21 protein-coding genes are annotated in these 26744 nt (G+C 43.6%); 10 read left to right on the forward strand and 11 right to left on the reverse strand.

The features are described from left to right. The first annotated feature begins 1 nt into the window (after position 1). The 8 genes from D1614_RS12465 (at position 2) to D1614_RS12505 (ending at position 9004) form a co-directional block, all read left to right on the forward strand. Positions 2–1306, forward strand: coding sequence for a PKD domain-containing protein (locus D1614_RS12465; protein ID WP_147384193.1), 1305 nt, complete (start codon positions 2–4; stop codon positions 1304–1306). A 195-nt stretch (positions 1307–1501) separates the two neighbouring features. Then, positions 1502–2011: a bifunctional adenosylcobinamide kinase/adenosylcobinamide-phosphate guanylyltransferase gene (cobU, locus tag D1614_RS12470; RefSeq protein WP_119438280.1), complete on the forward strand. Its 510-nt coding sequence runs from the start codon at positions 1502–1504 to the stop codon at positions 2009–2011. A gap of 147 nt (positions 2012–2158) precedes the next feature. Next, a complete protein-coding gene (gene cobT, locus D1614_RS12475) occupies positions 2159–3163 on the forward strand; it encodes a nicotinate-nucleotide--dimethylbenzimidazole phosphoribosyltransferase (protein WP_119438281.1) in 1005 nt (334 codons plus the stop codon). A gap of 821 nt (positions 3164–3984) precedes the next feature. Beyond that, the gene (locus tag D1614_RS12485; RefSeq protein ID WP_119438283.1) at positions 3985–4746 is read left to right on the forward strand and encodes an adenosylcobinamide-GDP ribazoletransferase; all 762 of its coding nucleotides are present in this window, start codon (positions 3985–3987) and stop codon (positions 4744–4746) included. Continuing rightward, a complete protein-coding gene (gene cobC, locus D1614_RS12490) occupies positions 4743–5297 on the forward strand; it encodes an alpha-ribazole phosphatase family protein (RefSeq protein WP_162304488.1) in 555 nt (184 codons plus the stop codon). The genes D1614_RS12485 and cobC overlap by 4 nt, the downstream gene beginning before the upstream one ends. Next, entirely contained in the window at positions 5287–6765 is a 1479-nt protein-coding gene (locus tag D1614_RS12495; RefSeq protein WP_119438284.1) for a cobyric acid synthase, read from the forward strand. The genes cobC and D1614_RS12495 overlap by 11 nt, the downstream gene beginning before the upstream one ends. Then, on the forward strand, positions 6758–7702 hold the full coding sequence (gene cbiB, locus D1614_RS12500) for an adenosylcobinamide-phosphate synthase CbiB (protein ID WP_241558105.1): 945 nt from the start codon (positions 6758–6760) through the stop codon (positions 7700–7702). The genes D1614_RS12495 and cbiB overlap by 8 nt, the downstream gene beginning before the upstream one ends. Positions 7703–7765: 63 nt before the next feature. Beyond that, positions 7766–9004 carry a cation:proton antiporter domain-containing protein gene (locus tag D1614_RS12505; RefSeq protein ID WP_119438286.1) on the forward strand — a complete coding sequence of 413 codons (1239 nt, stop codon included), beginning with the start codon at positions 7766–7768 and terminating at the stop codon, positions 9002–9004. Between the two features lie 57 nt (positions 9005–9061). Here the strand turns inward: D1614_RS12505 and D1614_RS12510 are convergent, their stop codons facing one another. The 6 genes from D1614_RS12510 to D1614_RS12535 all read right to left on the reverse strand — a co-directional run bounded on the left by D1614_RS12510 (position 9062) and on the right by D1614_RS12535 (position 19567). Further along, on the reverse strand, positions 9062–9922 hold the full coding sequence (locus D1614_RS12510; protein WP_119438287.1) for a sigma-70 family RNA polymerase sigma factor: 861 nt from the start codon (positions 9920–9922) through the stop codon (positions 9062–9064). A gap of 105 nt (positions 9923–10027) precedes the next feature. Further along, positions 10028–11467: a Do family serine endopeptidase gene (locus D1614_RS12515; protein WP_119438288.1), complete on the reverse strand. Its 1440-nt coding sequence runs from the start codon at positions 11465–11467 to the stop codon at positions 10028–10030. 235 nt (positions 11468–11702) lie between these two features. Next, a complete protein-coding gene (locus D1614_RS12520) occupies positions 11703–12284 on the reverse strand; it encodes an LOG family protein (protein ID WP_162304489.1) in 582 nt (193 codons plus the stop codon). Positions 12285–12421: 137 nt separating this feature from the next. Next, complete coding sequence (gyrB, locus tag D1614_RS12525; RefSeq protein ID WP_119438290.1) at positions 12422–14398, reverse strand: DNA topoisomerase (ATP-hydrolyzing) subunit B; 1977 nt, start codon at positions 14396–14398, stop codon at positions 12422–12424. A 298-nt stretch (positions 14399–14696) separates the two neighbouring features. Further along, positions 14697–16484, reverse strand: coding sequence for a TonB-dependent receptor (locus D1614_RS12530; RefSeq protein WP_119438291.1), 1788 nt, complete (start codon positions 16482–16484; stop codon positions 14697–14699). Positions 16485–16495: 11 nt separating this feature from the next. Then, on the reverse strand, positions 16496–19567 hold the full coding sequence (locus D1614_RS12535) for a tetratricopeptide repeat protein (RefSeq protein WP_119438292.1): 3072 nt from the start codon (positions 19565–19567) through the stop codon (positions 16496–16498). Positions 19568–19782: 215 nt separating this feature from the next. On the opposite strand from D1614_RS12535, the gene D1614_RS12540 reads away from it, so the two are divergent. Continuing rightward, entirely contained in the window at positions 19783–20505 is a 723-nt protein-coding gene (locus D1614_RS12540; RefSeq protein ID WP_119438293.1) for a cell division ATP-binding protein FtsE, read from the forward strand. Positions 20506–21118: 613 nt separating this feature from the next. Here D1614_RS12540 and D1614_RS12545 read toward each other — a convergent pair. Both D1614_RS12545 and D1614_RS12550 read right to left on the reverse strand, forming a co-directional pair. Further along, the gene (locus D1614_RS12545; protein WP_119438294.1) at positions 21119–21328 is read right to left on the reverse strand and encodes a glutathione S-transferase family protein; all 210 of its coding nucleotides are present in this window, start codon (positions 21326–21328) and stop codon (positions 21119–21121) included. A gap of 62 nt (positions 21329–21390) precedes the next feature. Further along, the gene (locus tag D1614_RS12550) at positions 21391–22494 is read right to left on the reverse strand and encodes a glycosyltransferase (RefSeq protein ID WP_119438295.1); all 1104 of its coding nucleotides are present in this window, start codon (positions 22492–22494) and stop codon (positions 21391–21393) included. Positions 22495–22655: 161 nt separating this feature from the next. Here D1614_RS12550 and murB point away from each other — a divergent pair, with 161 nt between their 5' ends. Further along, the gene (gene murB / locus D1614_RS12555) at positions 22656–23672 is read left to right on the forward strand and encodes a UDP-N-acetylmuramate dehydrogenase (protein WP_119438398.1); all 1017 of its coding nucleotides are present in this window, start codon (positions 22656–22658) and stop codon (positions 23670–23672) included. A gap of 35 nt (positions 23673–23707) precedes the next feature. On the opposite strand, the gene D1614_RS12560 is transcribed toward murB, so the two are convergent. Genes D1614_RS12560 through D1614_RS12570 form a run of 3 tightly spaced genes read right to left on the reverse strand, consistent with a single transcriptional unit; the run spans position 23708 to position 26731 of the window. Continuing rightward, complete coding sequence (locus D1614_RS12560; protein WP_206610007.1) at positions 23708–24274, reverse strand: chemotaxis protein CheB; 567 nt, start codon at positions 24272–24274, stop codon at positions 23708–23710. Next, positions 24274–25116, reverse strand: a complete 843-nt coding sequence (locus tag D1614_RS12565; RefSeq protein WP_119438297.1) for a CheR family methyltransferase — start codon at positions 25114–25116, stop codon at positions 24274–24276. The genes D1614_RS12560 and D1614_RS12565 overlap by 1 nt, the downstream gene beginning before the upstream one ends. After that, complete coding sequence (locus D1614_RS12570; RefSeq protein ID WP_119438298.1) at positions 25109–26731, reverse strand: response regulator; 1623 nt, start codon at positions 26729–26731, stop codon at positions 25109–25111. Before D1614_RS12570 ends, D1614_RS12565 begins: the two co-directional genes overlap by 8 nt. Positions 26732–26744: the final 13 nt, after the last annotated feature.

Below are 26744 nucleotides of genomic sequence, written 5' to 3' on the forward strand. Positions count from 1 at the left end.
AATGAAAAACAAACTAAAGATTCTATTTTTCCTGGCTATTGCAGTTGCATTTGCTTCATGTAGCGAAGATGATTCAAACACAAAAGCTGGTTTTACCTTTTCTCCAGAAGAAAATATTCAGGCAGGTGATACTGTTTTCTTTACAAACACTTCAATTGATGCCGTAACTTATCAATGGAGTTTTGGAGATACAGAAACATCAACAGAGGAAAATCCTTTTCATATTTATACCGAGCCCGGAATTTATGATGTTACCCTGGTTGCCACCAACGGAGGTGTTGCAAACACAGTAACGCAGAAGGTTAATGTGGCAGTTGATTTTGGCTATATCATAAATTATGGAAGTTATAACGGCGCTAAATCAACAATTGCTGCCTACAACAGATATGACGATATAGTAGTTAATGGATATTATACTGAAGTAAATGGTGTTAGTATGACTTCAAATGTTCAGTATGCATACAATTACAAAGGAAATATCTATTTTATGAATAATAATGCAGATGGTATTTCCTGGGTTAATAATAAAACTTTCGAACAAACGAATAATGCAATAACCACTGACATTAATAAACCACGTTTTTGTATCGGTTATGGAGACTATTTGTATGTTTCTTGTTGGGAAAGTGATGCTATATTTAATGGTGATTTGACTGTTTCTTACATTGCAAAAGTAGATTTAAGGTCGAATAATGTAGTGTCGAAAATAAGTTTACACGGCGGACCTGAAGGCCTTGAGATTGTTAATGATAAACTATATGCTGCATTGACATTTAAAGATAGTGTTGCAATTTTGAATCTTACGAATGAGAGTGTAAGCTATATTGAGACTCCGGCGCGCACGACCAATTTTGAAAAAGACAATGAAGGTAATTTATATGTTACACTTACACGAGACTGGGATGACTATGTAACACAAACCGGAATCGGTTACATTAACACTGCAACAGATCAGTTAGAAGCTATTTACAATTTAGATGGTGTCGGTACTTCTTATGACAATGTAATGGAGCCCAATGCAGATTTTTCGAAGTTGTATGTGATGTCGTCGGTGTACGATGCTAATTATAATGTAAGTGGAAGTATTGCTGTTTTTGATGTTGAAAGCAAGAGTTTTGAATCAGAAAACCTCGTTGATGGTATTTCTGCTATAAATGGAGTTGATTTCTATGACAACAAAGTATTTTGTTTTATTTCAGAATCAGTTACCGGGAACGGTAAGGCAATTACCTACAGCGAAGACGGAACCAAACTAAAGGAGTATAATACAGGTATTGCACCTTTCATGCTCCTTGCATCAGAATAAAAATCTTCATGTATTATAGTTCATTTTGAAAATCGTAAAAAACCGGAATAGTTTGGCTGTTCAGGCCACTTCCGGTTTTTTAAACGAAAAGCCTTGAAACAAAATTTAAGATATGATTGCTTAAGTTTGGTACTGAAAAGTACCGGATTGTAGAATGGCCCCCGACAGAGGTTGGGGGTTTTTTAATAAAACACAATGGCTGAAATCATTTTTATAACAGGCGGGCAACGCTCGGGAAAAAGCCGCTACGCACAAAGCCTGGCCGAACAGCTTTCGGATGCCCCGGTTTACCTGGCAACGGCCCACATCTGGGACGACGACTTTCAGAAGCGCGTGGATCGTCATAAATCGGACCGGGGAGAGCAGTGGACCACGCTCGAAGAAGAAGTAAACATCAGTAAACTGGAGCTTACCGGAAAGGTAGTGCTGGTGGATTGCATCACGCTGTGGCTCACCAATATTTTTTACCAAAACAACAGCGATGTAGACCTCAGTCTGGCGCAGGCAAAAAACGAATGGAATGCGTTTATCCAACAGTATTTTACCGCCATTGTTGTAAGCAACGAACTGGGAATGGGGGTTCATCCTGAAAATGAACTGGCCCGGAAATTTGCCGACCTGCAAGGCTGGATGAACCAATACATTGCCTCACTGGCCAACGAAGTAGTTCTGATGGTTTCAGGAATACCGGTAAAAATAAAATGAATATCGAATGATGATTAACGATTTCAGATTTCAGAATGCCTGGCGACTTAGCGCCTTCACGAGAGAACTATTCTTCGGGTCCTGATGGTTTAAATGAAATCTGCGGTTATTTGCGCAATCTGCGGGAAATTAAAAAATCTAAAAATTATGACAATTAAAGAACAACTTCAACACAAAATAAACAACAAAACCAAACCTCTTGGTTCGCTGGGATTACTGGAAAAACTGGCTTTACAAATAGGGGAGGTGCAGAATACCTTATCTCCCAAAATCGAAAAACCGGCGCACCTGGTTTTTGCTGCTGACCACGGACTGGCCGACGAAGGAATCAGTCCGTACCCAAAAGACGTTACCTGGCAAATGGTGATGAATTTTTGTGGAGGTGGCGCAGCAATTAATGTATTTTGTAATCAGAACGACATCAGCCTGAAGGTGTACGATGTGGGTGTAGACTACGATTTTCCGGCCGAATTGCCCATTGAGAAAGCTAAAGTGGCCTACGGAAGCCGTAACATGAGAATTGAACCTGCCATGACACCGGAAGAATGCAGCGCCGCAATGAAAGTTGGTGCCGATGCCGTTCGGAAAGAGGCGGAGAACGGAAGCAACACCATTGCCTGTGGCGAAATGGGAATTGGAAACACTTCGGCATCGTCGCTGTTAATGCACCGGTTTATCGGAGGCACCATTGAAGAGTGTACCGGGCCGGGAGCAGGACTAAATAACAGCCAGGTTGAGCATAAAATTAATGTGCTGAAAGAAGTGGCCGGAAAGTATAACCCGCAAACTCCGGAAGAAATTCTTGCCACATTTGGCGGAATTGAGATTGCCGCAATGGTGGGGGCATATCTGGAAGCTAAAAAGCAAAATATGCTGATACTGATTGATGGTTTTATTTCTACGGCCGCAGTAATTACAGCTATTCAAATGGATGCTTCGGTTAAAAACAATTGTATTTTCTGTCACAGTTCCGATGAAAAAGGACACAAAATAATGCTGGAGTATTTGGGTGTGAAACCATTGCTGCATCTGGGAATGCGTTTGGGTGAGGGAACAGGCGCTGCAGTTGCCATGCCACTGGTGAAATCGGCCGTAAACTTTTTAAACCAAATGAGCAGCATGGAAGATGCGGGCGTTTCCAATAAAGAATAGGCGGTGTTGTATTAAATCAGTGAGACTCTGATTTCAGGAGCGCTAGTGAACTGAAATTATGAAGTCGAACTGATCCCGATGCACCGCAATCGGGATCTAATGGGTTTTATTCCCCGCCCCTTGGGGCGAATTAAGAAATATCATGCCTTTGATACCCCGCCTGCTTGCAGCGGGGTAGTTCATTAAAACAATCTGCAAAACGGGGCCGGACGGATGCAAATAAGCAAAAACATTTTACAAATAGACACAGGGTTTATTCGATGGAGCATCTTGGTTGTTCAAAAGAGCATTCTGATTCATCGATAGAGCATCATGGTTGTTCAAAAGAGCATTATGATTCATCGATAAAGCATTCTGGTTGTTGAAAAGAGTATTCTGATTCATCGATAGAGCATCTTGGTTGTTCAAAAGAGTATTCTGATTCATCGATAGAGCATCTTGGTTGTTCAAAAGAGTATTCTGATTCATCGATAAAGCATCTTGATTGTTCAAAAGAGCATTATGATTCATCGATAAAGCAACCTGACCGACCGAAAGAGTAGTTGAAATAAACAAATAGGATTCTGTATATTAGAAAATGACAGAAGACACAGCAGGGAGATGATTAACTTTGAAAAAAATTACAAAATAAGTTCAAATAAACAGGAATTAGTAAGACAAACGAGGTACACATGGAAGCTTTTGGAGATTGCAGATAACAAGCAATTCGCCGTATAAATTGTAAAAATAACCATGGTAAAAATAGCATGTACAAAAATGATCATATAGCAGCATGCCTGTCTTGTATCAAGTATCCGGAATCCTGTATCTAAATTCAGAAAATGAAAAACGAATTTAAAATATTTCTGACAGCGCTGATGTTTTATTCGCGGGTTCCCGTAGGCAACATTGTTGGATGGAACGAGGAAATGCTGAACAAAGCAACCCGCTACTTTCCGCTGATTGGATGGTTGGTGGGAGCTTTTGGAGCGTTAATCTTCTGGGCGCTGTCGGTGTTTCTCCCGTTATCTTTGGCGGTTTTACTAAGCATAGTGGCAACAATTCTGTTTACAGGTGCTTTTCACGAAGATGGTTTTGCTGATTTCTGCGACGGTTTTGGTGGCGGCTATACTCCCGAACGCATTCTCGAAATAATGAAGGATTCACGTATTGGTACTTACGGAACCATTGGTTTGCTGATGATGTTGGCCACAAAGTTTCTGGCTTTGTCTCACATCGAAGCGGTGCGGATTCCCTTTATTTTGATGGCCGGGCATGCTGTGAGCCGCATTTTTCCTGTGTTGATGATTTATTCATCGGTATACGCCCGTTTGGATGCTACCAGTAAAACCAAGCCCGTCGGGAAAGCTGATTCCACCTATTCGCTGGTTGTTGCGATTGCCTTCGGCGCACTGTCGCTGGTGTTTTTACACTGGGAAGAAGTTGTAGTTGTTCTCGCATTGCTTTTATTGCTCACTTATTTCTTTCGGAATTACATTACCCGGAAACTGGGAGGTTACACAGGCGATGTGCTCGGAGCATTGCAGCAATTGTGCGAAGTATGTTTTTACCTGGCAGTTTTAGCCATTCAGTATTACCAATGAAACTATACGCGATCCGTCATACAAGTGTGGATGTGAAGCCCGGAATCTGCTACGGACAAAGCGATGTGGATGTGGCTGAATCATTTCACCGGGAAAGGACAGCAGTGAAAGTAGAACTGTCCGGCCTTCATTTTGATAAGATTGTGAGCAGCCCATTGCAACGGTGCCGGAAACTCGCTGAATATCTTTTCCCGGCTCAGAATATTCTTTTTGAGGAACGTATTAAGGAACTTGATTTTGGCGACTGGGAACTAAAAAGCTGGGACGATATTTACAATTCAGAAAAAGGGAAGAACTGGATGGACAATTACCAAAGCTTGCCGACCTTGAACGGCGAAGCCTATCCGCAAATGCAGGACCGGATTGCCGCGTGGCTGCAAGAACTGAACGAAAGCGGAACTGAAGCCGTTGCGGTAATCACACATGCTGGTGTAATTCGTATAATAAAACATTTAGCAGAAGGGCAGCCAATGAGCGGGTTGTTTGCTGAGTTTAAGCCGCCTTACGGAAGTGTCACCATTTTCGACTTTAAGAAGAACAATGAGAAATAAAAAACGATACCGCCCGATTATGTTCGTGGGCACCGGCTCTGATGTGGGGAAAAGCGTAATCAACGCCGGGTTTTGCCGCATTTTTAAACAGGATGGTTTACAGCCCGCTCCGTTTAAGGCGCAAAACATGTCGCTGAACAGTTTTCCGACTCCCGATGGTTTGGAAATTGGCCGGGCACAGGCAGTGCAGGCCGAAGCCTGCGGAATTCCCTGCCGGGTTGAGATGAACCCCATACTCTTGAAACCCACGGGATACATGGATTCGCAGATTGTGCTAAACGGAAAGCCCTGGGCAAATAAATCGGCCAAAGCCTATTTCAACGAAACCGACCGCGATTTTCTGTTTAACGAAGCGATGAGGGCTTTTTCGAAACTGGAGGCCGAATTTAACCCGGTGGTGGTGGAAGGTGCGGGCAGTATTTCCGAAGTAAACCTATGGAAGAAGGACATTACCAATATGCGTGTGGCGGTGGAAAAAAATGCTGCCACTTACCTGATTGCCGACATTGACAAAGGCGGCGTTTTTGGCAGCGTTTACGGTACCATGATGTTGCTTCCGGAGAACGAGCGAAAACTGATCAAAGGAATTATTATCAATAAATTCAGAGGCGATATTTCGCTGTTTCAAGACGGTGCGCTTAAACTGGAAGAGCTTTGCGGAGTTCCGGTTGTTGGAATTATTCCGCATTTCCGCGACATTTATATCGACGACGAAGATTCGGTGGTGGTGGATAAAAAGCGCTTTTCTTCGGTGGAAGGGAAGATTAATATGGCAGTTGTGCTCTTGCGGCATATGTCGAACTTTACGGACTTCAATGTGCTGGAACAAATTCCGGAAGTCAACCTGTTTTACGCTGCAACTCCCGAAGACCTGACTCAGGCAGATATTATTATTCTGCCGGGATCAAAAAATACGATTTCCGATCTTCTGTTTTTGCAAAAGCAGGGCATGGCAACCGCCATTAAAAAAGCGCACGAACAGGGAATGGCGGTTTACGGAATCTGCGGAGGTTTTCAGATGATGGGGAAGTGGGTGCGCGATCCGCTTCAGATTGAAGGAGCCGTGGAAGCTGTTCCGGGGCTGGGGATTTTGCCGGTGGAAACTACGATCACCAATGAAAAAGTAACCGAGCAGTGTTCCTTTACATTTCAGAAAACGAAGATTGAAGGAAGCGGCTACGAAATTCATATGGGGGAAACAGTGGCGGAAAATGACAGCCCGCTTTGTATTATCAACGGAAAAAAGAAGGACGGTTACTATTTGAATGACAAGGCCTGGGGCACTTATGTTCACGGAATTTTCGACAACAGTGAAATCATAAGAAGTGTGTTAGACTCCATTGGGAAGAAGCTTGGTTCGGAGGTTGATTTTAAGCGCTTCAAAGAAGAACAATACGATAAACTGGCCTCCTTGATCCGCGAAAATGTGGACATGGAATACATTTACAAAAGCATTCAAATTGATTGACTTCCCCGAGATAGTATATCCTTTACTGGCTGGCTTTGTTCTCGATCTGCTGATCGGTGATCCACACTGGTTGCCGCACCCGGTTCGTTGGTTTGGCTGGCTAATATCTAAAGGAGAAGCGCAACTGAACAAAGGCGATGGGAGAAGATGGAAAGGCGCCTTTTTGACGCTTGTACTGGTTCTATTTGTGTTTTTTGTGCTTTGGTTGGGTCTGAAGTTACTGCCCGAAAAATCAGTCGTTTTTTATGTAATTACTTCGGTTTTTGTTTTTTACGGGCTGGCCAACCGCTCACTTATTTACGAATCGTTGCTGGTAATTCGCCGCTTAAAAAGCGAAGGAATTAAAGCCGGCCGGAAGCAACTGAGTATGATTGTTGGCCGCGACACAAGAAATCTTGATGAACAGCAAATAAGAACTGCAGTACTGGAAACCCTGGCCGAAAACTTAAGCGACGGAGTGATTGCCCCGCTTTTTTATTATGCGCTGGGAGGTATTCCCGGCATGCTGGCCTACAAAATGGTTAACACCCTCGATTCAATGATTGGCTACAAAAGCGAACGATACCGTGATTTTGGCTTTTTTGCCGCCCACCTTGACGATGTGTTGAATTTTGTTCCGGCGCGTTTAACGGCTTTTCTAATGGTGCTGGTGACGTTCAGCCGCAGAGGTTTTCAGTACCTATTTCGGTTTGGAAGGCAACACAGCAGCCCCAACGCCGGTTATCCGGAAGCAGCTTTGGCTGGTATTCTCAATGCCCGGTTTGGCGGCCCCAATATGTATCACGGAAAGTGGGTGAACAAGCCTTTTATCGGAGAGAATCCGCGAAAGTTGACCGACAGTGACATCTATAAAACTTGCCGGATTAATTTCGCCGTTGCTGCGGTATTTGTGTTGGTCATTTGCATCTTTTATGTCTCGATTTTCCGGATACTCTGATTTTCTGCATATCTTTCGTATCTCAATTAGGTTCGTGCTTGATTGCAAAGAAGCAAGAATTTTATGAATGCATATCTTTTTATAATAGGACTCTGTGTCATTATTATCATTTCGTTTTTTACCAATATTCTTTCTAAACGGACCAATGTGCCAAGCGTGCTGGTACTTATTCTGATGGGGATCGGCATTAACCAGCTTCTGCTTTCACTAAAGATTGTTCCCAGCTTTTTTAGTTCGCTCGAAATACTTGGAATTGTAGGGCTGATTATGATTGTACTGGAGGCTGCCCTGGACCTGGAGCTGACCCGCGAAAAATGGCCGATTATCTGGAAATCGTTTACCATTGCTGCACTCTCGCTGGTACTGACTTCGTTTACACTGGCTTCTCTTTTGAAGTTCTACATGACCGATAAAAGTTTTATGCAGGTATTGGTGTATGCGCTTCCTTTATCGATCATGAGCAGCGCCATCATTATTCCCAGCGTGGGGAACCTGGTAAAATACAAAAAGGAATTTCTGATTTACGAAGGAACCTTCTCCGATATCTTGGGGATCATGTTTTTTTACATGATGGTGGAGAATGTAGACGTGGAAGGCATGCGGCAACTCAGTTTTGTTGTGATTGGCAACATTTTGCTAACGCTCTCTGTTTCGGTGGTTTTAAGTTATGTGTTGTTGTACATAATTCAGAACATTAGGGGAGAGGCAAAATTCTTCTTGTTTTTGGCGGTGCTGATCATGCTTTATTCGGTGGGCAAGCTTTTTCATTTGTCGTCGCTGCTGATTATTTTAATGTTTGGCTTGTTGCTGCGAAACCACAAACACCTGCTGTTCTGGAAGCTCGAAGAATGGCTGAGAGACGATCGTATTGAACGCCTCTATGATCAGTTTAAGATGATAACCATCGAGACATCTTTTGTGGTGCGTACCTTTTTCTTTGTTGTTTTTGGAATGACACTTCCTCTAGAAACGCTATTGAGCGGGAGGGTTTGGTTGATTAGTGCAGTGTTTTTGCTGGTTACTTACGCGCTTCGTTTTGCTTTGTTCAAAGTAATCGAAAAGAAAGATATTCTTCCGCAGGCGTTGATCTCTCCGCGTGGTCTGATTTCGATACTTTTGTTTTTTGCGATTCCCGATTCGCTTCGAATCGAAAGCTTTGAAAACGGTATTCTTTTTCTTGTGATTATTGCCACCAGTATTATTATGGCATCTGCATTAATTGCCTATCGTAAAAAAGAAAACAGGGGGATTGAAGAAGGTTTTGCTACGGTGCCAGGTGGTGTAGCCGAAGTAGAGGAGTAGGCGATTCGAGGGCATTAAAAAAGGCTGCCAACAGTTGACAACCTTTTTTCAAAATTTTTATCCCAGATATGTTTTTAATAACTTGCTTCGCGATGTATGTCTTAATCGTCTGATAGCTTTTTCTTTTATCTGTCGAACCCTTTCCCGGGTTAATCCAAATCGTTCACCGATTTCCTCCAATGTCATTTCCTGGCACCCTATGCCAAAAAACAATCTGATGATGTCGCTTTCACGTTCTGTCAATGTCGCTAGCGCGCGATGAATCTCTTTCGACAATGATTCCATGATAAGGCTGCGGTCGGCATTTGGCGAATCGTTGTTCACCAAAACATCGAGCAGGCTGTTGTCTTCTCCGTCAACAAACGGTGCGTCAACAGACACATGACGTCCGGAAACACGCAATGTGTCAGCCACCTTATCGGCAGGTAGTTCCAGTGAATCGGCCAATTCTTCGGGCGATGGTTTGCGCTCGTGTTCTTGCTCAAATTTTGAATAAGCCTTATTGATCTTATTCAGCGAACCTACCTGGTTCAAAGGCAAGCGAACGATACGCGATTGCTCTGCAAGAGCCTGAAGAATGGATTGGCGGATCCACCATACTGCGTAAGAAATAAATTTAAAACCGCGGGTTTCATCGAATTTTTCTGCTGCTTTAATCAAACCGAGGTTTCCTTCGTTGATAAGGTCCGGTAGGCTAAGTCCCTGATTCTGGTACTGTTTTGCCACCGAAACCACAAAGCGAAGGTTCGCCCTGGTTAATTTTTCCAAAGCAGCCTGATCTCCTTTTTTAATCCGCTGTGCTAACTCTACTTCTTCTTCGACAGTAATTAGTTCTTCCTTACCAATTTCCTGCAAATACTTGTCTAAAGAGGCACTCTCACGGTTAGTGATTGACTTTGTGATCTTTAGCTGTCTCATATAACTTTCTTAAAAAATCGTGCAAATATAGAACATAAATTATTACCGGTCAAGGAGAAACAAATGATCTATTTGTTGTTAATACAAACTTAATGATTTGTCTTGTTATTTACTCACTCCAAAAACAAAATAAGCCGGTTCACCGTTTGGATACACTCCTTCTACTAAAATTCCTCCTCTCGCGTTTCCAATCTCTCTCTTAAAATCATTGACCTCGTAAATAGGTTTTTTGTTCACGCTGGTGATCACAAATCCTTTTTCAAGTCCGGCGTCTTTCAGCTTTCCTTTATCAAGTTTTGAAATCATTATTCCATGGTCAATGTCTAATTTTTCCTTCAATTCGTTATCAATGGTAACAAACTCAGCCCCTAAAACACTTACGTTATCTCTTACAATCTGAGTGTCGCCATGTCTGTTACGCAAAGTAACGGTAAATTGTTTCCTTTCATTGTTCCGCAGAACATCAACTTTTACATCATCACCGGGGCGGTACTGACTTATTTTTTCCTGCAACTCAGCAGATGTCTTCACTTTTTCTCCTCCAACGGCGATAATAACATCTTCAGCTTTAATTCCGGCTTCTTTTGCTGCCCCGTTTTCGGTAACCGCTCCTACATAGACTCCTTCAACACGCTCAAGGTTTAATTTGTTCGCAATTTCTGCATTAACATCGCCAATATTTACTCCAAGCAAGGCGCGTTGTACCTCGCCGTATTTCTTCAAATCTTCCACAATCTTTTTTACAATGGTTACCGGAATGGCAAATGAATATCCTGAATATGAGCCTGTTCTGGATGCAATGGCAGTATTGATTCCCACCAGATTTCCTTGCTGATTTACCAGTGCACCACCACTGTTTCCCGGGTTAACGGCTGCATCGGTTTGTATAAAAGATTCTATTGAATAAGTGTCTTCATTAATTCCCAGGTTACGGGCGCGGGCGCTTACAATACCGGCAGTTACCGTTGAGGTAAGGTTAAACGGATTTCCGACAGCCAGTACCCATTCGCCTAATTTTAAGCTTTCCGAGTTTCCGTAAGTCAGATAAGGTAAATCTTTTCCGTCAACCTTTAGCAAAGCCAAATCGGTTGAAGGGTCGGCGCCAACCAAACGTGCTTCAAATTCGCGTTTGTCATTGAGTATCACTTTAATTTTCTGAGCGTCTTCAATAACGTGGTTATTGGTAACAATATAACCGTCTTCCGAAAGGATCACTCCTGAGCCAAAGCCTTGACGTACCTGAGGTTCACTTCTTCTTAAACCAAAAAACTCATCGATAAACGGATTTCCGCTCGACCACTGTCCGGTGCGAACGGATTGAGTGGCAATGTGTACCACGGTATGTATCGATTTTTCTGCGGCAAAGGTTAGATCGGGTAGTGTCTGCTCACTGTCGGCCGGTAAGCTGGCATATCGGATGGCTGATTCTTCTTTTACTGTTACAACTTGTGGTTCATTGAAGAAGGTGCTGTAAGCCCAAACAGCAATAAATGCACCTGCAATCACAAGTAAAAATGTGAATGATATTCTCCCAAACTTCTTCATGATAGTAAAATTTAATTCATTAAATAATTGCACTCCCTGCAATCAAATTTACTGCCAGTATGTCGTGATGACACTATGCTTTTGTTCTATTTTGCATAATTTAACAACAGTGCTGCATGTTTGTTAAAAATATACAACCGATTTAGGTGCGGACTGTAAAAATGTCAGAATGCATACCTTGCCGGCTTTTTATCCTATCTGACATGGTTGTTGGCTGAAAATTACAGTTTTGCTTTTATTTTTCCGGTACAACAAACCACTTTGAGTCCAGCTCAATTTCTTTGTAGTTGACAATGTGGTTCAGGGCATCTTCCGAATCTTTGGCCACGTAATACAATTCCCTGTAAACCGGTTTGGCAAACTGTTCGGTATAGGAAATTTCAAATTGTTTGAAAAGGTGATCGAAAAAGCCATTGGTGTTGATAAATACAATGGGCTTGTGATGGTACGAAAGCTGACGAAGTGTGATCACTTCGAGGATTTCTTCGAGTGTCCCGAATCCGCCGGGTAAAGCGATGAATGCATGCGATAGTTCACGCATGTGTGCTTTGCGTTCCATCATATCCTTGGTTACAATCACCTCGTGCGAGTTGTCAGATGCCAGCGACCGGTGTATCATCTTTTCAGGAATAATACCGATTGTTTTGGCGCCTGCCTTGCTGGCGGCAATCGTAACCGCTTCCATTAGTCCCACATTGGCACCTCCGTTGATTAACGAGTGATGATTTTGCCCAATGAGTGTACCCAGTTGTTGGGCTTCCTTAAAATATACATCGGGAATGGCATTGCTGGAAGAACAAAAAACGCAAATATTCATCAACTTGATTTTAAATACTGTGATATTGGATACTGAAAAGAAAACCGGGAAGTTCCCGGTTTTCTGCATATTTTAAATGAAATTTTCAGTGCGAAAGTGGATTGTTTCACTTCAGTTCTAAAAATTTCAATTCCGAATTACGCATCAATTTTGGCGTAAGTAGCGTGGTCTTCAATGAATTTCCGTCGTGGCGGAACATCATCACCCATGAGCATAGAGAAAATATGGTCGGCTTCTGCCGCATTTTCAATAGTTACCTGCTGAAGTGTGCGGTTTTCCGGGTTCATAGTGGTATCCCACAATTGTTCGGCGTTCATCTCTCCCAAACCTTTGTAACGCTGTACATGAACACTGCTTTCGTTTCCATCTGCCCATTCCTGGATCACAGCCAGACGTTGTTGTTCGTTCCATGCATAGGCTTCTCTTTTTCCTTTTTTTAGCAGGTAGAGTGGAGGAGCGGCAATGTATAAATATCCTTTTTTGATCAGATCGTTCATGTACCGGAAGAAGAAAGTCATAATCAAGGTTGCAATGTGGCTTCCGTCCACGTCGGCATCGGTCATGATTACTACCTTGTGGTAGCGCAGTTTGTCCAGGTTCAGAGCTTTGGAATCTTCTTCTGTTCCGATGGTAACCCCCAGTGCTGTAAAAATATTTTTGATCTCTTCGTTTTCGAAGATCTTGTGCAGCATAGCTTTTTCCACGTTCAGGATTTTACCGCGGAGTGGCAAAATTGCCTGTGTGCGCCTGTCGCGGCCTTGTTTGGCCGTTCCGCCTGCCGAGTCACCCTCAACCAGGAAAACTTCGCATTTGGAAGGATCTTTTTCCGAACAGTCGCTCAATTTTCCGGGAAGTCCACCGCCTGAAAGTGCATTTTTGCGTTGCACCATCTCGCGGGCTTTGCGAGCCGCATGACGAGCCTGTGCTGCCAAAATCACTTTGTTTACGATTTGGCGGGCTGCCTTTGGATTTTCTTCCAAATAATATTGCAGTGCTTCGCTGGTGGCCTGGTCAACCGACAAACTCACTTCCGAGTTTCCGAGTTTTGTTTTGGTCTGGCCTTCAAACTGTGGTTCGGCAACTTTCACCGAAATAATGGCAGTCAAGCCTTCACGGAAGTCGTCTCCACTAATGTCAAATTTCAGTTTGGACAACATGCCCGACTGATCGGCATAATTTTTCAGTGTACGGGTCAATCCCCTTCTGAAACCGGTAAGATGTGTACCTCCTTCAATGGTGTTGATGTTGTTCACATACGAATGGATGTTTTCCGAGAAGGAGGTGTTGTATTGCAAGGCAATTTCCACCGGAATTCCGTTTTTCTCGGTGGTGATGTGAACCACTTCGTCGATCAGTTTTTCACGTGTTCCATCCAGATAATTCACAAACTCCTTCAAACCTTCTTCCGAATAGAAAGTTTCGGCTTTATTGGAGCCGTCTTCTTCCTGCTGACGCTCATCGGTAAGATTCAGCCTGATTCCTGCATTCAAAAATGCCAACTCCCGCAAACGAGCTGCCAGTATTTCGTACTTGTAAACCGTTGACAGGAAGATGCTTGTGTCGGGTTGGAACGTTACAATGGTTCCTGTAATATCGGTTTCGCCAATAATTTTTGCATCGTAAAGAGGCTTTCCGATACTGTATTCCTGTACCCATACATTTCCATCGCGGTGAATTTCTGCTCTCAGGTGAGTAGAAAGTGCATTCACACACGAAACACCCACACCGTGCAAACCTCCGGAAACTTTGTAAGAGTCTTTGTCGAATTTACCACCGGCATGCAAGACGGTCATTACCACTTCCAGTGCCGATTTGTTTTCTTTCGTGTGTCTCTCCGTCGGAATTCCCCTTCCGTCGTCTTTTACGGTTATTGAATTATTTGAATGAATGATAACATCGATGTTGCTACAATAACCGGCAAGTGCTTCATCAATTGAATTGTCCACCACCTCGTAAACCAAATGGTGCAAACCTTTTTCGTTTACGTCGCCAATATACATGGCCGGTCTTTTTCGTACAGCCTCCAGACCTTCGAGCACCTGGATACTATCAGCTGAATAGTTTCCGTTACCGTTGCCGTTGTTCCGGACTTCTTTTTTTTCAATTTCGCTCATCTCTTCTATTTAAATATTTGATCCATTTAAGGATGCTTTAAAATAAAATAGTTTCCCGGCAGACTTATTGAATAGTCACTGAAGGAAACTAGTTGATTTTCAAGTTCTTGTCTTGTGTGGAAAAAGATTTTGAAATCACCCGTCAAAGATAAAAAAAATAGCCGGAATACCGCTTGTTCTGATGGTATTTGCAGGTGTATTTGTTAACAACTTATTAACGTGAAAATGAGCGGGATAAAGTCAGGTAACAGAACAATAAAAAAGGGAGCTTTTGAGCTCCCTTTTTTATTGTTCTGTTTTAAAATGCATAACTTATTCCTGCCAGCCCATTGAGGCTTTGTACCGGATAACCCAGCCATCTTTCGTATTGCTGGAACCCAAAGTTATTTAACTGTGCAAATACTGAAAACTTGCTGGTGATCTGGTAATTGGCTTTTAGGTTCAGGTCGAAGGCAGATTTAAGCTTGTTGACTTTGTATACGGCATCTTCGGTTCTTCCAGGGATAGCCGGATCAAAATCCTGGCTTTGCAGAATCAGTGCACTTCTTTCACCCATCAAATAAACATCGGTTGAAACGCTTAGCTGTTCCGTTATTTTGTAGCCCAGCGAAAAGGTAGCATCCCAGTCGGGAAGGTTCCAGGCTTCTTCTTGCTTGTCGGTTTTGTACTTGTAGTAATTCACCGAAAGTGCGAGATCCAGTCTATCCGACGATGCATGGAAGATCTCAGCATTTAGTTTTAAGCGGTCGATATCGTCGTAAAGCACCGCAAAAGTATTGTCAACGATCCGAGGATTTGGATTAATCTCCGTGCTTGCATAATATGTTTCGTTCAGGTAATAAAGCGGCTGGTCTCCGGTAATGGAATATTCGGCTGAAAATTTAAAGGCCGTTTTACGTGAGAATTTGCCATCAAAGCCACCGTAAAAACGAATCTTTTCCACCGAGCTTTTTAGGTCGTGGTCTGGATTTACAAACGGATTTTCGTAGGCTACTTTTGAGTAGTAATTGTTGATGAAATTACCGTCGATTCCGGCGTACAGATTGATGATTTCCTTAACCGGAGCCCAGTTGGCACGGACGACGGGCGCTATTTTGGCTTGTGTGTCCGTGGTGTTGTCCATGATGAACCAAAGGTTGACTCCCAGTTTCAGGTTGGCTGTTTCGTTTCCGATGTACCAGGCCGGTTTGGCAAATAATACGGTCATCGAGTGCTTATTAAGCGTAGTGTCTGACGGAACAAAAATATTGCTGGCCTGCGTGTATTCAAGCCCTGCGTCGAGCATTCCGATTCCCACCTGCAGCGGGGCGCGTACATTGGCCGTAAAATTGGCAAAATGTTCTTTTTGTTCGGTTTTGGTGCCAAAATAATGGTAGTCGAACGAAAAACCGAATTCCTGCTCATCAATGTCGGCGTTTATGTCATCCAGATCAATGTGAAAGCTTCCTTTGGTAAATGCTTGTTTGGTGCCAAAATAGTTGATCTGCTGATCGTCGCGTAAAAGTAATTCGGGCACTTCTACCACGGGGTAACCGTAGTAATTGAACCCGTCGTTTTTGATGTTGGCATTTACGGATAGAACCGAACTCTGAACGGAGTGTTTTACAAAAAGCTCCAGTTCGTTGTTCATAAACGGCGCATCTACCTTATTTCCTCCAGGAAGTTCTATATCTCCGTATGATGATAGGTGTTTTCCATGGATTCCGAAAACGGTATTTTTTGAATTCAGGTTGTTAAAGAAAACTTCTGCGTATGGTTTGTAGTAGCTTCCAAAACCGGCCCGAACCAGTCCGTATCCCCGTTGTGTGTGGGGTGTTGTTTCAATGGTAGCGGCTTTTAGCGGCGTTACCGAAAAAGTGCTGAAAACCGGCTGGCTCTGAATGGAATATTGAAAAGTTGGCTTTTCAGCCTGTTCTTCATCTATCTTGGGCATGCTGTTCAGCTTGTTGGCATCCGAAATGGTGGGAACGTATGCCCGCGTAACTTCCACTTCGCGCCTCAGTGTGTCGGTTTGTGTTTGCGCCTGCACCGAAAGACCTGCTCCGGCAATAATGAAAAGTAGAATATATTGGAATCTTCTGTACATGTCTTCTGCTTTTAGTTTTGTTTAATTTCCATTTGAAACGAACTGTCAACAGCATTTTGCTGCTGGCGGGCTTCTTTTTCCTGGATGGCTGCCAGTCGGCGGTTGGCTTCTGCCTTTATGCCGTCATCGTCTTCGTTGTAATTCTCCGACAAACTTTTTAGCGTATGTTTTGCCTGGAACGGATCGCCCTTATCTTCGTAAATGCTGGCCAAAAGCAGGAATGATTTTCCGAGCCAGTAAGTGTAGGGTGTTCCTTTCTCAACAAAATCAATGATTGTTTCTTCCGATTTTGCGAGATTCTTGTTTTTGTAATAAATCTCGGCCAGCAGGTATTTGGCTTCAGCTCCCTGTTCCAGCTGTGTGTTTTTTGCCACATCATTCAGCGGATCTATGGAAGAGCTGAGGTTGCCCAGTTCGTAGTTGGATTTTCCGATGGCATAATCGGCTTCGTATTTCAATGCGTCGCTGGTAATGTCTTGTTTCTTCACTTTTTTGGCGGCCTCAATGGCTTGCTGGTACTGGCTGGCCAGCAGGTAGCACCTCATTTGACCAATGTTGGCTTTCAGGATGTTCCATTTGCTGTTTGCTACTTTTTCCAGGCGGTTGAACATGTTAAGCGCAGCTTCGTAGTTTTCTGACTTAAACTGCATTTCAGAAGCTTTTGAAAGCGCCGGCTCGCTAAACAGGTTATCGGGCTGGTTGGCTACCCAGGTGTAGTGTTCGTTTGCTTCGCTGTAGGCGCCATCTTTGTATAGCATTTCAGCCAGGTAAAAATGCGCATTTAGCTGATATGCTCCGTTGGGGAACTGTTCGAGGTAATGACGTAACTGTGTTCCGGCTTCCGGTTTGCCATCCATGTAGAGACGTTCGGCAGCCATGTAGGTCATCTGGTCCTGCTCGGTGGCGCTAACCGTAGCTCCGCCTCCCAAACGACGGATGTAGGCGAAATATTCATCCACATTGTTTTGCTCAACGTAGCAGTTTTTGATCCCCAGAAGCGCCGATTCGGCCTCGGGTGTGCCTCGGTAGTTTTCGGCTACTTCCTTGTATTGCTGCAGCGCTTTGTTGTAGTCGCCGTTGTTGTAGTTGATCAAACCAAGTTGTAGCAAGGCTTTCCGGTAGTACGAACTTTCAGGATAAGTGGCAACCAGTTTCTGGTATTGCTGCACAGCGTCGAAGTTTTTTCCCAGACGTTCGTTGGCGCGACCCAGTTCATACAGTGCATCATCGGCATATTCCGACTGCGGAAAATCGCCGAGCAGCCGGTTCAGGTTGTCAATCTTTTCTGTATGTTTTCTTTGCAATCCCTGGCAGAAAGCAATTTGCAGCAGTGCATAATCGGCTTCAAAAATGTGCATATTGTAGGCTTGCTGATAGTTTTCCACTGCCTGGTCGTATTTCATTTTCTGGAAATAGTAATCTCCCAGACGATTGTAGGCATCGGCCAGATTTGGTGCATTGCTGCTCTTGTTTTTTGAAACAAATTTGCTGAAATGGCGGAAAGCAGCTTCCGGGTCATCCATTTTCATGTAGGCATATCCCAGGTTGTAATCGGCAGTGCCCGACTCGGCAGTGGTTGTTGCACCGGGAGTCTGCTCAAACCGGTTGTAAGCCAATACTGCGGCATTGTAATCGCCCGAGCGGTAAAGAGCTTCCGATTTCCAGTATTGGGCGCGGGCATTTAAATCGCGGCTGTATTTGCCGTTGTCAAGCGACAGGTTGAAATACTCAATCGCCTGTCCAAAATCTCCCGCGTTGAATAATTCCAGACCACGGTAGAAAGTTACCCGTTGGTAGGCTTTCAGCACATCGGGTGTTTTGTTCCGGATCTTTTCGATCGACTCGATGGCGTCTTTGTAGTTGCGTGTTACCATGTAAACATCCACGAGAATGCGGTAAGCTTCCGCGTTTCTGTCTGAATTCGGATATTCGCTGATGTAGCGGTCGAAAGCCTTGATGGTTTCGTTAAACGGTGAATACGAAAGCTCGTATGTCAGTTTTGCATAGCTAAACAAGGCGTCTTCCTTGATTTTAGGATTGAAATCAAACTCGGAAGCTGCATTAAAAGCGGTTTTTGCTTTTTCTTTCTGATTGAGTTTTATGTAGCAATCGGCCAGGTGGTAACAGGCGTTTTGTGTCAGCTCGTCTTCTCCGGTAGCTGCTTTTTCAAGCAGGGGAGCGGCTTCCGCGTATTTCCCGGCCTGGTAATAACAGAACCCCAGAATATAGTTTTCTTCCCGCGTTTTGGGGCCCGAAGTTTGGAAATAGGTTTCCAGGTAAGGAATGGCTTTGTCGTAGTCTCTTAAATGAAAATAAGAATCGCCAACAATCCTCGAAAGTTCGGTTTTGTGTTCATCCTGAACATCGTCCATAATGGGGACGGTATAGTTTACCACTTCGCTGTATTTGGCCTGCTTGTAGTAAATGTGGCTTACGTAAATGGGAATTACCTGCGAATAGGCCGGATCGTTATTCAGATCCGAAAATCCTTGAAGGGCAGCATCGTAGTTGCCATTCAAATACTGGATGTGTGCCCAGTAGTAACCCGCGGGTTTGCTGTAAAGATTGTTGCTTCTTCTTACTATTTCGAATTCGGCCAGTGCAGCTTCGTTGTTTTCCTGCATCAGGTTCGAGTAGCCATTTTGGTACTGAATTTCTGTCCGGTCGTTTTCCGAAAGGTCGCTTCTGTCAACATGCTCAAAGCTACGGATTGCTTTGGCATACTGGCGTTTTTCAAACTGAACTTTTCCGATCTCGAACCACGCGGTGTTGATGTACGGGCTTTCCGGGTAAGCCGAAATGAAATTGTCCATCATCTGGTCGCCCGAACGGTAGCCTGCGTGCAAAGCACAGGCGGCTTTAAAAAATTCTGCTTCGGAATAAAACTCCGATTTGTCCTCCACCTGTTCTTGTATTTTTTCAAACTCGCGAAATGCCGAAACAAATTTATTTTGTTCGTAAAGTTGTTTGGCCACAGCAATTTTTTGCTCAAGCTGAGTATAAAAAGCCGTTTGCTGGGCATTTGCAAAGGGTTGAAAAATAAGGATGAGCGCGAAGGATAAAATCAATGGTATTGTCTTCATGCTTTATAGTCTCATTATTAGTGAATTAATCGGCTGTGGAAGTGTTTCTGATTTTCCAGTTGCCGGTATTTTATTGAAAATCTAAGATAGTCAATCTCAATTTGGCCCTTGTTTACTAATTGTTCTAATTCTTAACAAGAAACTGTTTATTTCTTTTGTTTATTATACCTTCGGACAAATATTTTCCGTTTAAATTGGTACGTCAATCATTCAGAATGGACAAGAAAATAGTCATACAACTGGAGCAGGCCGCTGTCTATCAACGGGAAAATCTCATTCTTCTGGATGTGGATCTTGAGGTGGAAGCGGGTGAGTTTATTTATGTGATCGGGAAGGTGGGAACCGGTAAGTCGAGCCTGATTAAAACCCTGAATGCCGAATTGCCCCTGTTTCAGGGAAAAGGTGAGGTGCTGGGCTTTCAGCTGGCAGGCATTAAAAACCGTGCAGTTTCTCAGTTGCGAAGAAAAATGGGCGTGGTTTTTCAGGATTTTCGCTTGCTTACCGATCGTAATGTTTTTCAGAATTTGTCTTTTGTTTTGCAATCCACCGGTTGGAAGCAAAAAACGGCCATTATGGAGCGCGTGATTGAGGTGCTGAATGTGGTTGGAATGCTTCAGAAAAAAGACAAAATGCCTTACGAACTGAGTGGGGGTGAGCAGCAGCGGGTAGTTATTGCACGGGCTATTCTGAACAATCCTGAAATCATACTGGCCGATGAACCCACCGGAAATCTTGATCCGGAAACCTCGGAAGAAATACTCGATCTTTTTATCCGGCTAAACGAAGAAGGAAAAACGATTTTGATGGCTACCCACGATTATGCCGTGATTGCCAAGAAACCCGCACGAACCTTGGTGTGTGCCCATGGAAAACTGTCGGATTCGGAAGAAAATAAAGAGGTAATTGAGTTTGAAAACTTATTGGAATCAAATATTTAAGCCGGCAATCTCAAGTAAGGCATCCAATTCTTTATCCGATAATCTTTTCTTTTAACCTTCTCAATAAATGCATTTTAGTTTATCCTGCCGGAGGCCTTCATCTTTGTCTTAAAACAAAGACGAAGCAGCCCCGAGTACTCGGGGCAAGGCTGATTTTTACCTTCATCCGTTATCTTCACCCCGGCTAAGTTCGGGCGGGTGATCTCCTCGATTCCTCGGAGCTTCCCGCTCTCACTAACCCTGGGTTTCGATCCCGGAATCGATAAAAATAGGCCATTGCGCTTCGAGCTAACGATAGATCGCGAAAGTTGGCCTCGGTCGGTGAGCCGAAAAACAAGTGAAGACGGCGTTAAAAGAGTTCGGCTGTTTGACCCCGAGTATTCGGGGGAGTTCCGAACTCTTAGCCGGCTACACGTAGTTTTTTCGAGCGAAGCGGACGCAGCCTTGGCTTTTCTGTTTACTCTTTGTGCCAAAACAAAGAGTAAAATCCGGCTGATAAGCCAACGACAAATAGAAGTAGTAAATCTTACGTATTTAAATAGTTTGACACCAGAAGTCAGGTGAACCAGTATTTATTGAGTAATTTTGTATCAGAAATGTAATAACAACAAGATTAAACCTCTTCGAGAAAGTCTTTTGCATTTTGAAGGTATTTTTTCTCCTGAAGATGTTCTTCTACCTCATCCAAAGCATTGTTTAGTCCATCAACATATTCGATTTGTTGTTGTGATAATCTTTTGACTTTTTTAATTCCAAGATTTTTCAGCAATTCAATAAAGAAGTTGAATTTATTATCCGGTATGTCAAGTACTATTCTTTGCATAATTTCTTTCCTGAAACAAAAGTAGCTTAAATTGGGTTTAAACTCAACCAATTAAATCGTTTTTATAGAAAACCAGAAAAAATCTCCTGGATTACTTTTTCTTCTTTCTCCCAAATAAGATCAGCTGCAGCTATTGACAGGTAAGCCTTCCATTCTTTTCTTTTTGCCTGGTCGTTTAAGGCATCCTGAATGTTTTGTGCCAACACCTCCGGCTCCAGAGAATCAGTAATAGCTCCTACTTTATATTGATTCACAATGGCGGCCATCTCTGGTAAATTGGTCACCAAAACCGGTATCCGGGCCTGGATGTAATCAAAAAGTTTATTGGGAAGTGCATAGCGGTAATTCAGGCCCAGGTCTTCTTCGATCGAAAGTCCCAAATCAGCCTGTGCAGTTAGTTTTGCCAGTTCCTCCAGCGGCAGCCGCCCTTTGAATTCCACTTTGTTTTCAAGCTTTTCATTTATAACCAACTCCTGTAGTTGTGTCCGGATGTCGCCATCGCCGGCAATTACCAGTGTTGCATCGTTGATGTGGTGCATCGCCCGGATTGCCTGTTCAAGGCCGCGACCTATATTCACAGCGCCCTGGTACAAAATCATTTTCGAACCGGAGGAAGCAGTCGGCGTTTGTGGCTCCTTTGAAAGAGGAAGGTTTCGAACCACTTTAAAATCGACACCGTATTTTTCGCGGTAGACATTTGCAATTGAAGTGCAAACGGTGTAGGCATGCTTTATTTTCGGGAGGATCATTCGTTCAATACGTTCCCATATTTTCTGAACCCGCGGGCGGTTGATCAGCTCCGGAACCTGTGTAAAATATTCGTGGCTGTCGTACACCAATGTTTTGCCTTTGCAGCGCGAAGCAAGATAGTTGGCAGGTAGCGAATCCAGGTCATTGGCAAGCAAAATATCGTACTTCGCAAAGAGCAGGTGCACAAAAAGCCTGAAGTTGTATTCGGAATAAAAACAGGGCCCTTTCCTGAAAAAGAGTTTCATCCTTTTGGTTGAATAATCTCTTTTTACGTCCAGGCTGTGAGGTAATTTCCGGCCAATGAGTAACACTTGAAAACCCATTTTCAGGAGGCTTGTACAAACCTTGTGTACCCGGTTGTCTGAAACCAGGTCGTTGGTTACCGAAACAATGATTCGTTTTTTTGCTGTTTTCAATTAGCGGACGGATTTGGAACTGTAAATATAGAACTTTTGCATCGTCAGAATATTTTTCAACCTGGCATTTTCAGGAAGGGTTTTGAACAAATCGAAACAAGGGACTTGCTTTGAGCTGACATGTTTTGTGAATTCATCTATCTTTGCGCAAAAATTTTGAAATGATCCGCTTTTTTGAAAACTACTCACTGAAAGACCACAATACGTTTGGGATTGACGCCAAAGCCAAATACTTTTTCGAATTTACCGAGGTAGAAGACCTGGCTGTTTTTTTTCGCAGCAATAAAAGCTGGCGCGAAGAAAAACTGATTGTGCTGGGGGAGGGCAGCAACATTCTTTTTATGAATGATTTTGATGGTTTGGTGATTCATCCCAAAGTACCCGGGATTTTTCCGGTACACGAAGACCGTCAGAATGTGTGGATTGAGGCCGGAGCAGGTGAAAGCTGGGACGAATTGGTTGAATATTGCGTGACTTACGGACTGGGAGGCGTTGAAAATCTTTCGTTGATTCCCGGAAAAGTGGGGGCTGCACCGGTTCAAAACATTGGTGCCTACGGACAGGAAGTTTGCGCGGTTGTGGAAAAAGTAAAGGGTTTTGACCTGGAGAAAGAGGAAATTGCGGAGTTTTCGGCCAATGAATGTCGCTTTGCCTACCGCGACAGTATTTTCAAAAGCTACCTGAAAAACAGGTTTATCATCACTTCGGTGGTTTTCCGGCTGGAAAAATTTCCGGAGTTTAAGCTGGGATACGGCGATTTGGAAGCAAAAGTGAAGGAAAAGGGCGATGTTAGTTTGCACACGATCCGCGAGGCGGTGATTGAAATTCGCTCTTCAAAATTACCCGATGTAAAAGAGTTGGGAAATGCCGGTAGTTTCTTTAAAAATCCGGTGGTGGAGGCTTCGCTGGCAGAACGCCTGAAAACGGAATTCGAAACGCTCCCGGTGTATCCGGCAGGAGAGGGGAAAGCGAAACTGGCGGCAGGCTGGCTGATTGAACAGACCGGCTGGAAAGGTGTGCGCGAAGGCAATGTGGGCGTTCATGAAAAACAGGCGCTCGTGCTGGTAAATCATGGCAATGCCACCGGAAAAGAAGTCTGGGACTTTTCGGAGAAAATAAAACGTTCGGTGCATGAAAAATTTGGCGTTGAACTGGAGCGGGAAGTAAACTGTATCTGATCGTTTGCGGGGAGGTTTTAATTCGGTGCCGGAGTTTATTTTGTTCGCACAAGTTGGTATAAACTGTCAGCTATTTCTTCGAGGTTTAGTTTGAGGTCGGGTTGAACCGCTTTTAAGGCAAATCGTGGCATTACCGGCGAAGTGGCTTTGCACGGATTCTGAATGATGGTTTTTCCTCCAAAGTGTTTGATGGTCTTGAGACCATTGGTTCCATCCGAATTGGCTCCCGTGAGCACAATCCCGATCAATTGGTTTTTGTAAGCCCAGGCGGCTGTTTCAAAAAGAATATCAATGGATGGCCTGGAGAAATTCAACTTTTTTTCAGCTGATAAAGAAAAACTGTAATCATCTTCGATTTGCAGGTGGTAACCGGGAGGGGCAAAATAGACAAAGCCCGGAAGTATGGGCTCATTAGCTTCTGCTTCTTTTACTTCCAGTTCGCAAATTGCATTCAGGTGGCGAATAAAAATGTCGTTGCTGTGCTCGCCTATGTGCAATACAATGACTACAGGAACAGGGAAATCTTTTTTTAGTTCCGGCAAAATCATATTCAAAGCTTCCAGCCCGCCATAAGAGGTGCCTATTACAATCGCCCGATACATCAGATTATTTTCTTTTTAAATATTTTCAGCCGTTGATCGATGATGTCAAATTTATCCTCTACACTGGTAAACCTCAAACTTTCTTTGGTACCCAGACACAATACACCCGAAGGAGTAAGGCTCTCATGAAACAGGTTCAGCACTTTATCCTGCAACTGTTTTTCAAAATAGATCAGTACGTTTCGGCACAAAATCAGGTTTACTTCCGCAAAAACACTGTCGGTTACCAGGTTGTGGTCCGAGAAAACAATGCGGTTCGAAAGCATTTTGTCAAACATAACAGACCCGTACATCGACTTGTAGTAATCGTCCAGCTTTTTCCTCCCGCCTGCTTTCAGGTAGTTGTTCTCGTATTGTTGCATGTCTGACTTCTGGTAAACCCCCTCTTTGGCTATTTTGAGCACCTTTCGGTTAAAATCAGTGGCATAAATCTGGCAGCGGTCCAGTAATCCTTCTTCTTGAAGAAGAATAGCCAGGGAATAAACTTCCTCGCCGGTAGCGCACCCGGCATGCCATATTTTGAAAAATGTATAGGTTTTTAGCTTCGGGACAATGTTTTCGCGAAACGACAGGTAAAATTCGGGATCGCGGAACATTTCCGTAACATTGATCGAGAGCTCATCCAGTAATTCCCTGAAAAAGTCGGGCTCTCTCAATATCCTGTTTTGCAGATCTGTAACTGTCTTCAGACTATTCAAGCCAAGGAAGTTGAGTACCCTGCGCCGAACATGAGCTTTGCTGTAATTTCTGAAGTCATAACCGTATTTCAGGTAAATGCCCTCAAAAAGCAATTTTAGCTCAATGGCCAGTAATTCGGTGTTTGAATCATAGTAGTTATTCATATTTCAGCGAAAACCCGTTTGCTTTAACTTTGAATCCTTCCTGCAATACTGTTATAAGTTCCTTTTCCGAAAATGGTTTACTTAAAAAGTTATTCATTCCTGCACTAAGGCAATTATCTTTATCCTTGTTTAATGAATTGGCCGTAACCGCAGCAATGTAAGTCCGCGGGAAATCTGCATTTTCCCGTTCGTATGCGCGGATCATGGACGTTGCCTGTAGTCCGTCGGTGCCGGGCATTTGCATGTCCATAAATACAATGTCGTACGGATTGGCTATGTGCATATCAAAGGCTTCCTGTCCGTTTTGTGCAATATCGCTGTTGTAACCCAATTGTTTAAGCGACAATTTAAACACTTTTTGGTTGATTAGATTGTCTTCTGCCACTAAAATCCGGATATCTTCAGGAAGTTGATACTGCAACTCTTTTTCCCGTTCTTCCAGGGTGGATTTTTTTAACGGAAGTCTGAAATAAAATTCAGTGCCTTTTCCCTCGGTGCTTATCACATTGATTTCGCCATTCATCAGGTTTACCAGGTTTTTTGATATGGCCAGTCCAAGACCGGTTCCTCCGTATCTTCTTGACATGGATGATTCGGTTTGCTGAAATTCCTTGAAAAGGACTTGTTTGCCTTCTTCTGAAATGCCGATGCCGGTATCAATAACCCTAAAAAGAATGCGCGAGGACTGCTCGTATTCATCCACTAATTCAATGCGGATTTCGACTTTTCCCTGGGGAGTGAATTTAATCGCATTGTTGACGAGGTTCATAAGAATCTGGTTGATCCGCAAGGGATCGCCACAAAGAACCGAAGGAACATTTTCGTCAATGGTATAACTGAAGTTGAGGCCTTTTTCTTCGGCTTTAAAGCGAAGTAACTGGTAAATGTTTTTCACCATGTCTCTCAGCTGGAAACTGATGGACTCGAATTGAACCTGGCCCGATTCAATCTTCGAGAAATCGAGAATGTCGTTGATGATCAGCATCAGGTTTTCACCCGATTTGGCGATGATGTTGATCAGGTCCTGCTGTTCGGCGTTCAACTCCGATTTCTGCAACAGCCGGGAAATACCAATAACCCCGTTTAGTGGCGTGCGAATCTCATGCGACATATTGGCCAGAAACATTGACTTTACACGCGTAGCTTCTTCTGCTTTGTCTTTTGCAGCTTTTAGGTTCAAGTTGGCTTCTTCCATGTCTCTGAGCAGGCGGTCGAGCCTTACCCGCTGATTATAAAGATCCAGGAAGATTTTTACTTTGCCCCGCAATATGTCCGGAATAACCGGTTTGGGGATAAAATCCACCGCGCCCGTTTCAATTCCTTTTATTATGTGCAAATCGCTCTGGTGAATGGCCGAAACAAAGATAACCGGCAGGTATCTGGTTTTTTTGCGTTGGCGCATCAGTTCCAGGGTTTCGTATCCGTTCATTTCGGGCATTTGCACATCGAGTATAACCAGCGCAAATTCTTCTTTCAAGGTAAGCTTTAAAGCTTCTATGCCTGATGTAGCCCGCACAATTCGTATATCAAAATCTTCCAGGATAGATTCCAGGCTGATCAGGTTTTCGGGGAGGTCATCAACAATAAGAATTTGGGGTTTGTTTGCGTCCTTCATTTGTTTTTCTTTT

The sequence above is a fragment of the Maribellus luteus genome (assembly GCF_003576475.1).
Taxonomy (GTDB): domain Bacteria; phylum Bacteroidota; class Bacteroidia; order Bacteroidales; family Prolixibacteraceae; genus Draconibacterium; species Draconibacterium luteum.